The 13929-nt window shown below is 38.3% G+C and carries 11 protein-coding genes, 1 tRNA gene and 2 pseudogenes; 10 read left to right on the forward strand and 4 right to left on the reverse strand.

All coding sequences use genetic code 11. The features are described from left to right. The first annotated feature begins 120 nt into the window (after nucleotides 1–120). From fumC to ACFIJJ_RS07545, 5 genes and pseudogenes are all read left to right on the forward strand, one after another. On the forward strand, nucleotides 121–1509 hold the full coding sequence (fumC, locus tag ACFIJJ_RS07525) for a class II fumarate hydratase (RefSeq protein WP_375622885.1): 1389 nt from the start codon (nucleotides 121–123) through the stop codon (nucleotides 1507–1509). A gap of 199 nt (nucleotides 1510–1708) precedes the next feature. Further along, nucleotides 1709–1948 carry a hypothetical protein gene (locus ACFIJJ_RS07530; RefSeq protein ID WP_375622887.1) on the forward strand — a complete coding sequence of 80 codons (240 nt, stop codon included), beginning with the start codon at nucleotides 1709–1711 and terminating at the stop codon, nucleotides 1946–1948. Nucleotides 1949–2207: 259 nt separating this feature from the next. Continuing rightward, nucleotides 2208–2382 (forward strand): annotated as a pseudogene (locus tag ACFIJJ_RS07535) (DUF4102 domain-containing protein); the annotation flags it as partial. A 116-nt stretch (nucleotides 2383–2498) separates the two neighbouring features. Further along, nucleotides 2499–2717 (forward strand): annotated as a pseudogene (locus tag ACFIJJ_RS07540) (lyase family protein); the annotation flags it as partial. A gap of 679 nt (nucleotides 2718–3396) precedes the next feature. After that, nucleotides 3397–4284, forward strand: a complete 888-nt coding sequence (locus tag ACFIJJ_RS07545; RefSeq protein ID WP_375646506.1) for an outer membrane protein — start codon at nucleotides 3397–3399, stop codon at nucleotides 4282–4284. Between the two features lie 1640 nt (nucleotides 4285–5924). Here the strand turns inward: ACFIJJ_RS07545 and ACFIJJ_RS07550 are convergent. Beyond that, nucleotides 5925–6009: transfer RNA gene (locus tag ACFIJJ_RS07550), tRNA-Leu, on the reverse strand. Between the two features lie 221 nt (nucleotides 6010–6230). On the opposite strand from ACFIJJ_RS07550, the gene ACFIJJ_RS07555 reads away from it, so the two are divergent. The 3 genes from ACFIJJ_RS07555 to ACFIJJ_RS07565 all read left to right on the forward strand — a co-directional run bounded on the left by ACFIJJ_RS07555 (nucleotide 6231) and on the right by ACFIJJ_RS07565 (nucleotide 8243). Beyond that, a complete protein-coding gene (locus tag ACFIJJ_RS07555; protein ID WP_375646508.1) occupies nucleotides 6231–6836 on the forward strand; it encodes a YqaA family protein in 606 nt (201 codons plus the stop codon). Between the two features lie 12 nt (nucleotides 6837–6848). Beyond that, complete coding sequence (locus tag ACFIJJ_RS07560) at nucleotides 6849–7421, forward strand: disulfide bond formation protein B (RefSeq protein ID WP_375646509.1); 573 nt, start codon at nucleotides 6849–6851, stop codon at nucleotides 7419–7421. A gap of 297 nt (nucleotides 7422–7718) precedes the next feature. Next, the gene (locus tag ACFIJJ_RS07565) at nucleotides 7719–8243 is read left to right on the forward strand and encodes a type II toxin-antitoxin system PemK/MazF family toxin (RefSeq protein ID WP_375646511.1); all 525 of its coding nucleotides are present in this window, start codon (nucleotides 7719–7721) and stop codon (nucleotides 8241–8243) included. Between the two features lie 42 nt (nucleotides 8244–8285). On the opposite strand, the gene ACFIJJ_RS07570 is transcribed toward ACFIJJ_RS07565, so the two are convergent. The 3 genes from ACFIJJ_RS07570 to ACFIJJ_RS07580 form a co-directional block, all read right to left on the reverse strand. Then, complete coding sequence (locus tag ACFIJJ_RS07570) at nucleotides 8286–8492, reverse strand: hypothetical protein (protein ID WP_375646512.1); 207 nt, start codon at nucleotides 8490–8492, stop codon at nucleotides 8286–8288. Between the two features lie 841 nt (nucleotides 8493–9333). Next, nucleotides 9334–9546, reverse strand: coding sequence for a hypothetical protein (locus ACFIJJ_RS07575; protein WP_375646513.1), 213 nt, complete (start codon nucleotides 9544–9546; stop codon nucleotides 9334–9336). Between the two features lie 272 nt (nucleotides 9547–9818). Continuing rightward, nucleotides 9819–10487 carry a hypothetical protein gene (locus ACFIJJ_RS07580; RefSeq protein WP_375646515.1) on the reverse strand — a complete coding sequence of 223 codons (669 nt, stop codon included), beginning with the start codon at nucleotides 10485–10487 and terminating at the stop codon, nucleotides 9819–9821. 1079 nt (nucleotides 10488–11566) lie between these two features. Here ACFIJJ_RS07580 and ACFIJJ_RS07585 point away from each other — a divergent pair. Continuing rightward, nucleotides 11567–12376, forward strand: a complete 810-nt coding sequence (locus ACFIJJ_RS07585) for a VIT1/CCC1 transporter family protein (protein ID WP_375646516.1) — start codon at nucleotides 11567–11569, stop codon at nucleotides 12374–12376. A 259-nt stretch (nucleotides 12377–12635) separates the two neighbouring features. Further along, complete coding sequence (gene dut / locus ACFIJJ_RS07590; protein WP_375646517.1) at nucleotides 12636–13166, forward strand: dUTP diphosphatase; 531 nt, start codon at nucleotides 12636–12638, stop codon at nucleotides 13164–13166. Nucleotides 13167–13929 lie beyond the last annotated feature (763 nt).

Below are 13929 nucleotides of genomic sequence, written 5' to 3' on the forward strand. Positions count from 1 at the left end.
TCAATGTCAAGAATAGCCATAAAATAATTTTTCTAAATGAAGCTTCAAAGTCTTGCCTCTTATTGCACTTTCGCGTTATCTATCTTTTTTGAGAACCCGTGAACAAAAAAGGATCTTATCATGGTTGAAACACGTCAGGAAACGGATAGCTTTGGAACGATTTCGGTCCGTCAAGATCGTTATTGGGGCGCACAAACTGAACGTTCTCTGCATAATTTTAATATTGGCAGTGAAAAGCAGCCTCTTGCCATCATCTATGCCTTAGTCCTTGTCAAAAAAGCAGCAGCACTTGTAAATATGGACAAAGGCAAACTACCAGAAAATATTGGAAAAGCAATTATTGCCGCCGCTGATGAAGTGCTTGCTGGCGATTTTGATACGCATTTTCCACTCTCCGTCTGGCAAACAGGCTCAGGCACACAAAGCAATATGAATGTCAATGAAGTCATTGCTAATCGTGCTAGTAAGATTTTGGGAGGAAAGCTTGGAAGCAAAAAACCCGTTCATCCCAATGACCATGTCAATATGAGTCAATCATCGAACGATTCCTTTCCCACGGCGCTTCACATTGCCACCACGTTGCAAACACGCCAACACTTACTGCCAATCCTTGAAGCTCTTATTGCGACATTAAAACAAAAAGAGCAAGAATTTGCAGACATCATTAAAATCGGCCGCACCCATACCCAAGATGCAACCCCTTTAACCTTAGGGCAAGAATTTTCAGGCTATCGTACCGCATTAGAAGCCAATCTTCAGCGCATTGAAAATGCTCTAACCGATGTCCAAATGCTTGCTCAAGGTGGCACGGCTGTTGGCACAGGACTGAATGCACCCAAAGGTTTTGACGTTGCTTTTGCGCAAACAGTAAGCACTCTCACAGAAATAACGTTCCAAACTGCCAGCAATAAATTTGAAGCACTTGCCCATCATGGCGCCCTTGCGCATTTCCACGGAAGCCTGAATGCTCTCGCTGCTGATTTGTTTAAAATTGCTAATGACATTCGGTTTTTAGGCTCTGGTCCACGTTCCGGTTTAGGAGAACTCAGTCTTCCTGAAAATGAACCTGGCTCTTCCATTATGCCCGGCAAAGTCAACCCCACCCAGTGTGAAGCCATGACCATGGTTTCTTGCCAAGTCTTTGGGAATCATACCAGCGTAACCTTTGCCGCAAGCCAAGGACATTTTGAACTCAACGTTTATAAACCTGTTATTGGCTATAACGTTTTACAATCAATTACCCTTCTTGGTGATTGCATGCGTTCTTTTGATATGCATTGCATTCAAGGATTACGGGCCAATCGTGTTCATATTCACTCGCTCATGGAGCGCTCACTCATGTTAGTCACAGCTCTTGCACCAGAAATTGGCTATGAAAAAGCTGCTGAAATTGCCAAAGCAGCGCATAAAAATGATACAACTTTGCGCACCGAAGCATTAAAAGCAGGCGTTTTTGTAGAGGATTATGATCGATTAGTTGATCCTAAAAAGATGATTGCTCCCCAATAAACAACCCACTAAAAAAGATGCAAACGTCTTAAAACAAATCTTTCTGTCAAAAAATCGGGGTGTAAACACCCCGATGATGACCGATAACAATTACCCACAGCGTTCATTTTAGGCTCTGGTCCGCATTTATGCTATGGATGGTTTTGTTGCTTATGTTGTACTTAAAAGGCACAACGGTTTTGGAAAGAAATGAATAGTCATGGCTCAACACCCAATGGCTATACTGGCAGAAAGTGATTTAAATGGCTATGACCGTAAGGTGTTTTTCATTCTAGCTTCACATCTTGATTTTAAAAATCAATTAGCTATCAACCAAACAGAATTAGCTCAAAAAAAATCAGTATTAATAGACATAATTTCAATCGAAGTAAAAAAGATTAATGAATTCATAGTAGTTACGCTTACAATGTTATCATTATTGATAACATTGGGTAGATAACTCTTATCTCAATGAGATAATGTATTGATTTATAATAATAATCTAGCGTTATCCATATTGAATGAGAATCCTAAATACCGTAAGATTTTCTCATTTTAAATCTGTCCCATGTTGCATCAATCAAAATCACTGACTAGCACATCACAAACGCAATGAATGTATGGATAGAAATTGTATAAGATAAGGACTACAAACGCCTCTAATGAACCACCTCAAGCGCCAAGGACTGTCACAACGGACAAAGGGGCCTGTCACAACATTGTGGAGAGGACTGTCACAACACCCACGAACTGGCAAATATAGTAATGGCACCGGCTTGCTCCTCTATGAAGCGTAAAAGAGATGCTCAATAGATTTATCGTTATACCATTCATAATCGCCGTCGTGAAATGGGTTTAGGAACATTGAGAAATGTCTCTTTTATGAAGCGTAAAAGAGGTGCTCAATAGATTTATCGTTATACCATTCATAATCGCCGTCGTGAAATGGGTTTAGGAACATTGAGAAATGTCTCTTTTATGAAGCGTGAAGATGGGGCGTGCTCAATAGAGGAACAGCTGTTGGAACAAAATTTGATGCACTGAAAGGTTTTGATCTTTGCTGAAACAATTCACTCTCTGACGGGATATCCTTGACAGCTCGCAAGAAATTGGAGGCATTTGCCCATTATGACACCCTCACCCATTTCCACAAAAATCTGAATGCACGCGCTAATCTCTTTAAAATAGCCAACGACATTCAGTTTTTAGGCTCTCATCCACGTTCCGGCTTTAAGCGAACGGAACGGAGAGTTTATCCGTTTTACATGGCGCATAAGAAACCTCATGAGACTTGAGATTCTCGCACTTTACTCCTTCTTATTCTTCGTATTCCATTCAATCAATCAAAACTATTTGCTTGGCAATCAAAACTATTCGCTTGGCAATCAAAACTATTCGCTTAGATTGCCATAAGCAAAAGTGGCACATATAGATAAAAAAGAAATAAAGTCGCTCATCTCCTCAAGTGCTCAAAAGGCTATCGCAATACAAAGCTACGCAATATCAGAAACGAGCAAAGAATATAATGGTGCCAATATGCATTTTTTACGTTCAATTAAATATTAAGCACATTAATTTCAATCATAGTGGATAATACATTTAACACTTAACAACAAAGAGTATTTTTAATATATATTAAATAATGTTTTTTAATAAATAAAAAGCTTGTTTACTATATTATAATTTTTTCTAAAACATAGAGAATACTGAAGTGTGTATATAAAAAATACTGAAAAATCAATACAAACGCGAGATAATAGCATGAAAACAAGTTTTAAGAATGCTTAAATATGAATAATTATAGATTTTTTTGAGTATTTTAGTTTTCATAATGATTATTAAATATAGATTTTTTTAACCGATTCGTGTATAATGCGATTTATATTCTAAATGAATTGGGGATATTTTATGAAAACAAAATGTTTAATAGCACTATCTATTTTTACTTTCATTACCGCTTCAACAGCGCAAGCAGCAGATACGGTAATCTTTAAGCAATCAGAACCGAAGGTTTCATTGCAAAATGATTCATCGTCACGTATTTCACCGGTTACTATTTCTGCACCTTTTTCTTGGTCTGGTTTTTATTTAGGAGGACAAATCGGATATTTTTCCAATAAAAATACTCTAAATTATGTAGAAGAAGCCAGAGACGGAAAATGGGCTTGGATTGATAGAGATTTATCACCGAAACTATCAGGATTGAGAACAGGGTTGTATGCAGGTTCTAACATTGATCTAGGAGATTTTGTTTTCGGTTTTGATACCGACTTAGTCTGGTCTGGGAGGAAAAGCACCCAAACAGACAGTGGAAAGAAAATTTTAGATAAATTAGACTCCATTAACGTTGCCTTTAAAGAAGCTGGGATTCCTATCATAAAACCTGCAGCTCAGGATGAAACGATACCCAACTATGGTGACATTGTTGTTAGCAGTGTAACATTGAAAGAAATAGGGGCTGGTGCTACGCGCGCGCGCATTGGTTTTGCTTCCCATCGTCTTATGCCTTATATTGCAGGAGGTATAGCCTATAAACAGATGCAATATATCATGTCACTTTTATCAAAATCGCAAGAAGATTCGACAATTTTTGCTTCTGGCAATGTGTTAGATGAGACAAAAACAATGATTGGTTACACTGTTGGTGGTGGTTTTGATCTTGCAATGACAAATAATATCATTATGCGTACAGAATATCGTTATTCAGATTTTTTTAAAAAGAACTTTGCAAACGATAACCTTAAAATCTCTTCTCAAGCGCATGATGTTCGCTTTGGTATCGCTTACAAATTCTAAGTTTTGTAGAAAAATTGAATGATTAAAAAACCCTGTTAAAAACGGGGTTTTTTTATGCCCCTTTCCCCTAAAAAGACATAGATTCTAAAAAACAGTACTAAACTGTAAACAAATAGTCACGAAACAATAAAGCCTCTCCCTCTCTTAAAGCAAGCTTCTATCCTCGCAGCCTTTCATGTAATGCATTTGGAATATAAAAGCTTTACTATCATACCACTGAGCGCCATCGTAAAATAAATGAGAGCCGTTATGTAAGAGATATTTCTTTAAAATAAATATGGATATTGCGCATCAATAGCAGTTTTATAGGATATATGTTGACTTTCCTCCCCGCTCTTAAAGAATAAAGCTTCTAAAAACCTATGTTTAAAAATCCATTTTTAAACACCATGTCCGTTTATAAAAGCACAGTCCGTTTATAAAAGCACAAAAACTCTTGGGGACTCTTAGGGGGATCTTGGGCGGGCTTCTCTGGGCTCCTCCTCATGGAATGCTCTTAAACCTAAAGCAAGACAAACACACTGAAGAATATCCAACCCACCCTGAAAAAATACTGTAACGTTTCAAGGAAGTATGCCCTATATGACCACACTACAAATGCCTATATTACCACACTTCAAACGACAGTGTTTTACAGCTATTGTATGCCAGAGTGGAGAGAGGATATTGCGGTTTTCTGTTTATGTAATTTCTGTAACGGGGAGACAGCTTCATTTGGGGAGCACATGAAGTTGTCAAGGTAAAACCCAATTTCCAACCTTACCCTTTTCCTCTGCTTTACGACTTCCAAAAGCCTCTAAAGCACAATCTTTTAAACCTCTAAAACTCTGCCTTTTAAAGAGTGGAGATTACGCACTACCCCATGCTTTTGTTGCTCACATATCTTTTTGGCGATCCCCCTCATGTCATACAACAACGCTTCAAACCAAACACACTCAAATTCAAGACACTTTGGTTGCCAATTCACATGCGTGTTTTAAAGAAACATCTCTCAAAACCCTCAAGCCCATTTTGCGAAAGCACCTACAAGAATATAAAATCTATAAAGCCTCTAAAGCACTATTTTTTTAAACCTCTAAAACTCTGTCTTTTAAAGAGTGGAGATTACGCACTACCCCATGCTTTTGTTGCTCACATATCTTTTTGGCGATCCCCCTCATGTCATACAACAACGCTTCAAACCAAACACACTCAAATTCAAGACACTTTGGTTGCCAATTCACATGCGTGTTTTAAAGAAACATCTCTCAAAACCCTCAAGCCCATTTTGCGACAACACCTACAAGAATATAAAGTCTATAGAACACCATCTCTACACTTCATAAAAGTGCAAGCTGGCACCATCCATCATACACTTTACCTCCAATGATGCCCTTGAAACAGCATAAGAGGCATTTTTATTCATTTTTTGTAAAATTTCACTCCACGCGAGCTCATCTAGCTTGTAACGTACGAGCGACATGATTTTGGTTGATTTACTAGAAGCAGACTTGAAATGAGAGAATCCTACGGTATTCGAGGTTTTTCATTCAACATGCAAAACATTGAACACGGTCTATGAATCTCACGTTTTATAACCCCCCATGTTTTATAAAACAACGTGATGCGCCATAACAGGATAAAGGGAAATATTTATGAAGTGGTGCGGGTGGTCGGACTCGAACCGACACTCCTCTCGGAACCAGATTTTGAGTCTGGCGCGTCTACCAGTTCCACCACACCCGCACACAGCTATAAAAGACAGGACTATAAAAGACAGACTTGTCGATTATTCCTTTGCACTATATGAAGAAGAACAGATTCGTCAACAGAAGACTTCTCATTTTTTAAGAATTCATATCATTTTCTTATCTATTTTATGGAATATTTTCTTTATTGGATTTCTCTACCGGATTTATAGCAATCTCATTTGTAAAGTCTTTACCTCTTAAACTTATAAAAGCCTCATGATATTAAACAAATTAAAGGTTTGGACGATTTCTTTAGCAAATCGGCGTACAGCACCGCACTGGCTTGGTTTCATTGCCTTTATTGAAAGTTCTGTTTTTCCAATTCCCATAGATGTTTTATATATTCCGATGCTGCTTATTCATCAAAAGCAGGTTTATCGCTATGCTTTGATTGCGACGATCTGTTCTGTATTAGGAGGCATTGCCGGTTGGTTTATCGGACATTTTGCCTATGATACCCTTGCCAAGCCCATTTTAGAAATTTATGGTAAGGTTGAAAGTTTTGAATCTCTGAAAAATAGTGCAACCCTGCAATTTCTAATCATTTTACTGATAACATCAGGTTTTTTTCATCTTCCCCCCATCAAGATTGTCACAATTTTGGCTGGTGTCATGAGTGTACGTCTTGAACTTTTCGTGCTTATTTGTATTTTTTCTAGAGGCGCTCGTTTTTATCTTCTCGCGTGGCTGATTAAACATTTTGGGCAAAAAGCAATGAATTTTCTAGTACAGCATTTCAAATGGATTGTTCTCATTGGTTGTGTTAGCCTCCTTTTAATTTATGGGATTTTCATAGCTTTTTTAAACAAGAAGCTTTTATAAGGAACAGACTTAATGGCATGCGTTTTGTCTTCTCACCCACTTTTACACAAGCACCTTCATCTTGAACCCAGCAGAAAAGAACAAAGTTTGTGGGCTTTTTTTCTCGCTTTTTGCTTGTCTGCCACAATAGGTATTGCCCTTGGTTTTGAACATTTCGGAGGGTATCTTCCTTGCGATTTATGTCTCATAGAGCGTTTCCCCTATTATGGTGCCATACCATTTTTGCTTTTAGCAGGTTTTGGGGCATATTTTTTTCGCATAACTGCTTGGGTACAACTTTTATTTTTGTGTGTTTTTGTCTTAATGTGCATCAGCCTTGTTTTAGCCATTTATCATGCGGGTGTTGAATATGGCTTTTGGGCAGCTCCCCTCAGTTGTGGTTTAAGCGCAGTCAGAAAAACCTCAGACATTAACCAGCTGCTTAACCAATTAAATAGCATTCATCCCCCTTCTTGTTCTGAAGCATCCACACGCTTTCTTTTTCTCTCATTTGCCGGTTGGAATGTCGTCTCAAGCCTATTTTTCTCCCTTATAAGCCTCTATATTACTTCAAAAGGCATTCTTTCAAGCAATAAAAAACTCTAACCATAAAATAGAAACGAAACCGCGTGCACTCGTTCTCTCCAATCGCTTCCCCCCTAACCAACAACTCTCCAGTCACCAATCCCCACCCAAAACCACCCACCGCCAAACCACCCCACCAACACCAACGAGTCACCAACATCCCTCCTCTAGCGTTGTACTCAAAAGACAAAAATAAGCAGATACATCCATTTTATGGTTTCACCTCTCTGTACTTATAAGCAACATTTTGATAAAAACTCGTGATAGAAAAGCCGTAAAATAATAAGTGAGGGGACCAATAAATATAAATGGTCTGCTATGGCTGAAGATAAGAACACAGAGCCTTCTATCCTATCACCTATTTCCTTAGATATAACCAAACTTGAAGAACCATGTACTATGATGGAACATGATCATAATGCATGGCGCGAGCATATAAGAGAAAGAGATTTAAATGCGCCTTACCAAAAACCACCTCATATAAAACCACGAATCAAATCGGCACCACGCATCAGGCAAGTTTTTTGGTGCGATTTTCCTCATGATTCGATACTCCCTGAATTTTGGAAAAAGCGGCCTGTTTTAGTGCTTTCTAAGAATGCAAAATTATATGGAAATGTAACAGTTTTACCTTTTTCAACGAAATCACAACCCAATAATCCCGCTGCGTATCCAATACAATCTCCCATAGAGAATAAAAAAGCGTGGATTATCTGCAATTATGTCACAACAGTTTCTGTAAGTCGTTTAAGTTGCTCACGTACCGTTCCAAGGTTATCCTGCGAAGATTTTCATAAAGTTGTAGCTCTGATGCTCAAATATTTACCGCATTTACAGTATTGACTTTTGAGAAAAATAAGTGTATCTATATCAGCATACACGGCATCAGTAATGGTGACCGCTTCCCCGCAAGGGGAGATAGGAACGAAGGAGTGGGCAACCGCTCCTTTCGTCATTTTTGGTATTTTTTTGAAAACTGCCATTTTTTGCAACCTTCCCTAGAACATATCCAACATTCATTCTCCACCGTTGTTGTTTTGCTCCACCGTTGTTGTTTTGAAATATCTGCGATTTAGGATAAGCAGAAGACAATATCCACACCTTGGATCCGGTAAAGTTTCCCATGGAGATTACCGAGATATTGTACATACTTATCATTTCATTGCACAAAAAATCGTGCTGCCGTTGCTTAAACTTTATATGATTTTCCGCAACGGGAATATCTTTCCAAGATTAAAAAAAAGCTTCGCTTTATATGACCACACCTCAAACGATCGTATTTTACGAGATAACAAAGAAAATTCTCTAATAAACCAGAAATCAACACACGACCGATTTCTATCTCTTCACCAAAAACAATTGTTTATTGCCCTAACCACATTATTTCACCGGTCACATGACCTAACATAGCTTTTGCAGATAGATTTTCTTCCTCTTCTCCTAGAAACGATCTATGCTATTTTGGGATTTATTGCTGAATTGCTTATGCTTGCACTTTGAATGCCTTTTTTCTCACCATATAAAAGGTAGATAAAAAATAATTTCGTTTATCAGCTTTATTTTAAAGACACACCTATTTTTACAGGATACGTTCTCCCTTCTATCAGCCCTATCGCGTTCAATACACTTGTCGTTTCTAAACATGAACCACCAAGCATCACAATGGAGCAATAGACTCTCATCACTTTCATGGGCACTTGCATTGACAAGAGATAAACAAGAGTATTGATCATCACACACGGAGCAAAAATCTATAGCGACTATGCCATAGACTTTCGCCACGCACGGGTTATTCTTAAAGCATATTTATGATGAGATAATCATTTATGACATCCTTTTTGTTACGCCAAAGAACGGGTTTTGCTAACGAGTTTTACTATTGTGCAAATTTTTCAAGAGAAATCCTCACTCGCTCATAGATGACAAGATTTCTTTATGGAGAGAGCCTATGGCGCTCAGCTTTGACCTTTTCTATAACAACGATAAGTTCAAATTTTAACCAAAACGATAATACACCTACTCTAAACGATTTACGCACCACCTCATCGGCAACAGGCTGCTCCAATATCGGTGTATTTATCGGTGCATTTACTTGAGGATTTTTTGCACTTCCACGCACCGTAAAAAAAGAAAATATTTTTCTCATGTTGCATTCTCATTTCAATTTATAATGGATTGCAAAATGCCCAAAAAAATCAAACAAAAATAGAGAGGTAAGTTACGAAAACTACAGGGTAAATTTTACTGCCCCAAAATGTCTATTTTCCCCCGCCTGAACAGTCATTGGAACAGTTATAAAAATTATTTTCATTGAAAAACAATTACTTATAATCTAGGGAAGAAAAGTAAAAATCTCCCCCAGAAAAAGAGATTATCTTCAGAATTATCAAAAAAAACAGCACAATTTTAGTGATCTTTTTATTTTTTTTCTTTTGATAAAAGAGAGCTGGCAGGTGTTTTAGGCGCCCCTCCGGTAGGTTCCCAATTCGCAACAGCCGCTAATTCCTCAATAACATCCTTTTTTAACTTACCATTTTTCTTATTGTGTAAATCATATTGATCAGCATTCTGTTGCAACCATTTTGCAAGCGTTCCTTTAACAGTTTTACCACCCTCAACCTCACTCACCGCTTCCCATGCCGCAACAATAGCAGCAAGCTTTGGAGCATAACGTGGATGCGTTGGATCTTGAAACGCATATTTTTGGTCCTTAGTCTCAGCAGCAGCATCCTCAGGGAAAAAAAACGCAGGACGCAGACCACGCGACGAAAGCCATTCTTTTAAATCATCAACGCGAACATATGAGGAATCTGCATCTATAAAATCCGAAAAATTATAGTACGACCATTCTATCTCTAATCGATTGCTTTTTCCCGCTTGAACGATAGCATGATAGGCTGCACGGAAATTAGCAGTTTTCTCTGATGATACGGAAAGGTTATCTTCGTAAATATCACTTTTTTCTGGTTCTAATTTGTTGACAAACAAATACTTTCCTGGATTTAATCCAACTATTAAAAGCGCTGCCTGCAGTATTGTTAGTTTTTCAGAAAGCCGCCAAAATTTCAAACCATCACTATTTTCCATATATGCTCCCTTTTTTATCTGCACAATTTCGCTCTTTTTTAAAAACATCAAAAACGTTTGTTAACGCGTAGAGATTATGCACTTCTCACATTGCAACTCATCCCATACTTTAAATAAAAACACAGCACCCACCCCCCTCCTTGTGATCCACAAGAAAATGATTTGAATTGCTTCAATATAAGAAGTTTTGAAGTGAGAGGAATCCTACTGAATTTTGGGCTTTCATACAAGATATCAGGCAAGTTACAAGGCGATAAATGCCCCTTCATAAAGCATAAATTTTTATGCGTGATCAAACAATTTGATATGATAATATCTCTCTCATTTATACACTCCCACCCTTAAACCTGCCCCTGCAATTACAGCACAAAAGATAATTCGTTACACGCTAACAAATCCATCTAAATGCAAAAGCTGTAACAACGCTAAAATGCGCGTAAATATCATAAGAATACTGTCTTACACCTCCACAAGTGGGATCAAGTGGCGTAAAACTGTACAATAAAATGCCATGCCTATAATGAACCGTGCTAAAGACTTTCGCAACACTGGGAGCTAAGGTGTATGATGATGCCGGCTTGCTCTTTTATGAAGCGTAAAGATTAAGAAGACTCAATGGAGTTTATATTATTTCATGGAAATTTTGCGGCTCTACCCTTCTATACTCTTCACGGGGCCCACCCTCGCGAAATGGGCTTTTATCCCTTGAAAAAGATCTCCTTTAAAAGAATCATTTCAAATTCTAAGAGCTGTTACAGTATTTTGAACGCATCAAATGAATGATGATGCCAAGCCTATTTCTTTTCCTATATTCTCGAGCATCAATACATTAGAATGCTCCATTCAAACGCCCCTTTAGCAAAATAAAGCACATTGTCTCTTAAATTTTTCACGCAATTATTTCTTTCATGCACCCCTGTCGACTCCACTTGATAAATCTCCTTGTACTTTCTCAACATCCCATCACCTTTTTTCTCAGTGCAACCTTTTTGTAATTTGTCAGTTTTTAACTTTTAGATTGACTTTCGGTTTATTTTTCTTATGTTTTAGAATTATTCTAAAGTACAGAGGAACAGAAAATGTTGAGATCGTTTTTTTCATTTGTACAACGTAAAGCTCTGTCCTTTCGTTCAGCACAAAACGTGATACTTAAAGCGCTCAAAATAAAAGAGCAACATGCGGCGCTCTATTTAAAATATGCAAAAGCTCTAGAACCTTATTCCTCTAAGGAAGCGGCGGTTTTTACCGCCATGGGGCTTCAAGAGCTTAAAAATTATCAGCAACTTTTGTGCCTTTCTTGCCATAATCGTGCAAACACTATCGGTTCATTATGTGACAAAACTTCTCTTGTGAAAGGCAAGAGCCGCCATCCCTCCCAAAAAACAACAGCGGCAAATCACACCATAAAAAAACCCTCGAAAACGCAAAGACAAACACTTTTGACTTGGATTCAACCAGGTCTTGCAGGATTAATGGATGGCTCTGTCTCCACCCTTGCCCCCATTTTTGCCGCAGCTTTTGCCACGGGAGACACGCATCAAACTTTTTTGATAGGGCTCTCAGCTTCAATTGGTGCGGGACTTTCAATGGGTTTTACAGAAGCAGCCCATGATGACGGAAAATTATCAGGGCGTGGTTCGCCATTAAAAAGAGGTCTTGCCAGCGGCATTATGACAACATTAGGAGGACTAGGTCATACTCTTCCCTATTTGATCAACTCTTTTTATGTAGCGACAATTATTGCTTTTATCATTGTTTTTTTCGAACTAGGCGCCATCGTCTGGATTCAGAACAAATACATGTCAACTCCCTTTTGGCGCGCCTCTTTACAGGTCATCATTGGGGGTGCTCTGGTTTTTGCCACGGGTATTCTTATCGGTAGTATCTAAAAAATCTTATCTGTAACCATAATTTAGATCTCAAATAAGCGCATGCCCCTAGGCATAAGCCATCCTTGATGATGCCATTATTGAAAAATGCCTTTGATGATGTTAGGTGGTGTTGTGGAATATTTTAAGTCAGCAAGAGATGATAAGCAAGCTCTGGGGACAACCTATATCCACACACCTTTATCGACTTGGTTTTATAGATATCTTTTGTTAAAGTATCATTTTCTTCTAGACCTCATATTTTGGAAATGCCTCGATCATGTCGCACACTGAAACCAACGCCCCTTTAAACAATCATCCTGTCTCTTCTCAATCTTCACATGCCCAGACTTTATCCGTTCAGCGTCTTCCACACGGACAAGGTTTAGAACTTCCTTGCTACGCAACAGCAGGTTCTGCGGGTCTTGATCTACGGGCAGCAATTGGAGAAGAAGAAACGCTTGTTCTTGCCCCTGGGCAGCGGGCACTTATTCCAACAGGTCTCATTTTTCATTTATCTCTTGGGTTTGAAGCACAAATACGTCCACGCTCTGGCTTAGCCTTAAAACACGGCATCACATGCCTCAACACTCCAGGAACGATTGATAGTGACTACCGTGGTGAAGTCAAAGTCCTTCTTATCAATTTAGGCCAAGAAGACTTTTCAATCCAACGGGGCATGCGCATTGCCCAAACAGTCATCGCCCCCGTATCTCAAGTTAATGTTTGCGCCATTGAACCAGAGCAAAATACCCCAAGCCATAACGAGAGCCGTGGAACAGGAGGTTTTGGTTCAACGGGACACACTTAAGAAGCTCTGAAAAAATCGCTATCCTTAAAATATAACACACAATACTTATTCTAATCACTCTTTCACTTAAAACCCCTTGGGCTTTTAAAGTGCAGAAGGAGTGCGCATTTGCTTTCAAAGTTTTTTCACTAAACGCCCCTCTAAACAATCATCTCTCAATTACGTCTCGTACGCTATACAAAACTTCATTATCACCCGATCCCCCTCCCCCATAACAAAAACATTGGCATTAACCATTGAGCGTTCACACACCGCTTGTAATGTCGACAATCTATACATCATATTGATTTATAATAATAATCAATTGTCTTTCAACTTAAATGAGAGATCTCAATACTGTAAGATTGTTTCATGGCAAGCTTATTTATATTAAATCAATCAAAAGCATGTTTCTCACATTCCAAACGTGGTTAGCATACAGATAAAAACTGAAAAAATGCCTACAATGAATACGTATATTAACACTGTCTTGGGAAAAAAATATAAATACGATAATGGTGCTCGCTTACTCTTTTATTAAGCATAAAGAGAGTGAGGTTCGATAGATTTTTTGATTATTTTACGGGGGCTTTACCGTTATACCATTTATGGATAACATGTAAGTTTTATGTAAAAATAACTTGCTGTATTTATACAGCTTTTTTACAGTGAGGGACGCGTAAATAAAAGTTAGGGAATAGGATTTTTAACATTTCTCTATAAAGCACGCTTCGCACAATGTTTCTAATGTTTCTTTGAAGTCTGCTAACGCTTCTTGATGTAA

The organism is Bartonella sp. TT29SHDZB, from assembly GCF_042193395.1.
Lineage (GTDB): Bacteria > Pseudomonadota > Alphaproteobacteria > Rhizobiales > Rhizobiaceae > Bartonella.

Bases quoted from the DNA above. Each gene is read 5' to 3' on its own strand.
- fumC (WP_375622885.1), top strand. From the start codon at position 121: ATGGTTGAAACACGTCAGGAAACGGATAGCTTTGGAACGATTTCGGTC.
- ACFIJJ_RS07530 (WP_375622887.1), top strand. From the start codon at position 1,709: ATGGCTCAACACCCAATGGCTATACTGGCAGAAAGTGATTTAAATGGC.
- ACFIJJ_RS07545 (WP_375646506.1), top strand. From the start codon at position 3,397: ATGAAAACAAAATGTTTAATAGCACTATCTATTTTTACTTTCATTACC.
- ACFIJJ_RS07555 (WP_375646508.1), top strand. From the start codon at position 6,231: ATGATATTAAACAAATTAAAGGTTTGGACGATTTCTTTAGCAAATCGG.
- ACFIJJ_RS07560 (WP_375646509.1), top strand. From the start codon at position 6,849: ATGGCATGCGTTTTGTCTTCTCACCCACTTTTACACAAGCACCTTCAT.
- ACFIJJ_RS07565 (WP_375646511.1), top strand. From the start codon at position 7,719: ATGGCTGAAGATAAGAACACAGAGCCTTCTATCCTATCACCTATTTCC.
- ACFIJJ_RS07575 (WP_375646513.1), bottom strand. From the start codon at position 9,546: ATGAGAAAAATATTTTCTTTTTTTACGGTGCGTGGAAGTGCAAAAAAT.
- ACFIJJ_RS07580 (WP_375646515.1), bottom strand. From the start codon at position 10,487: ATGGAAAATAGTGATGGTTTGAAATTTTGGCGGCTTTCTGAAAAACTA.
- ACFIJJ_RS07585 (WP_375646516.1), top strand. From the start codon at position 11,567: ATGTTGAGATCGTTTTTTTCATTTGTACAACGTAAAGCTCTGTCCTTT.
- dut (WP_375646517.1), top strand. From the start codon at position 12,636: ATGTCGCACACTGAAACCAACGCCCCTTTAAACAATCATCCTGTCTCT.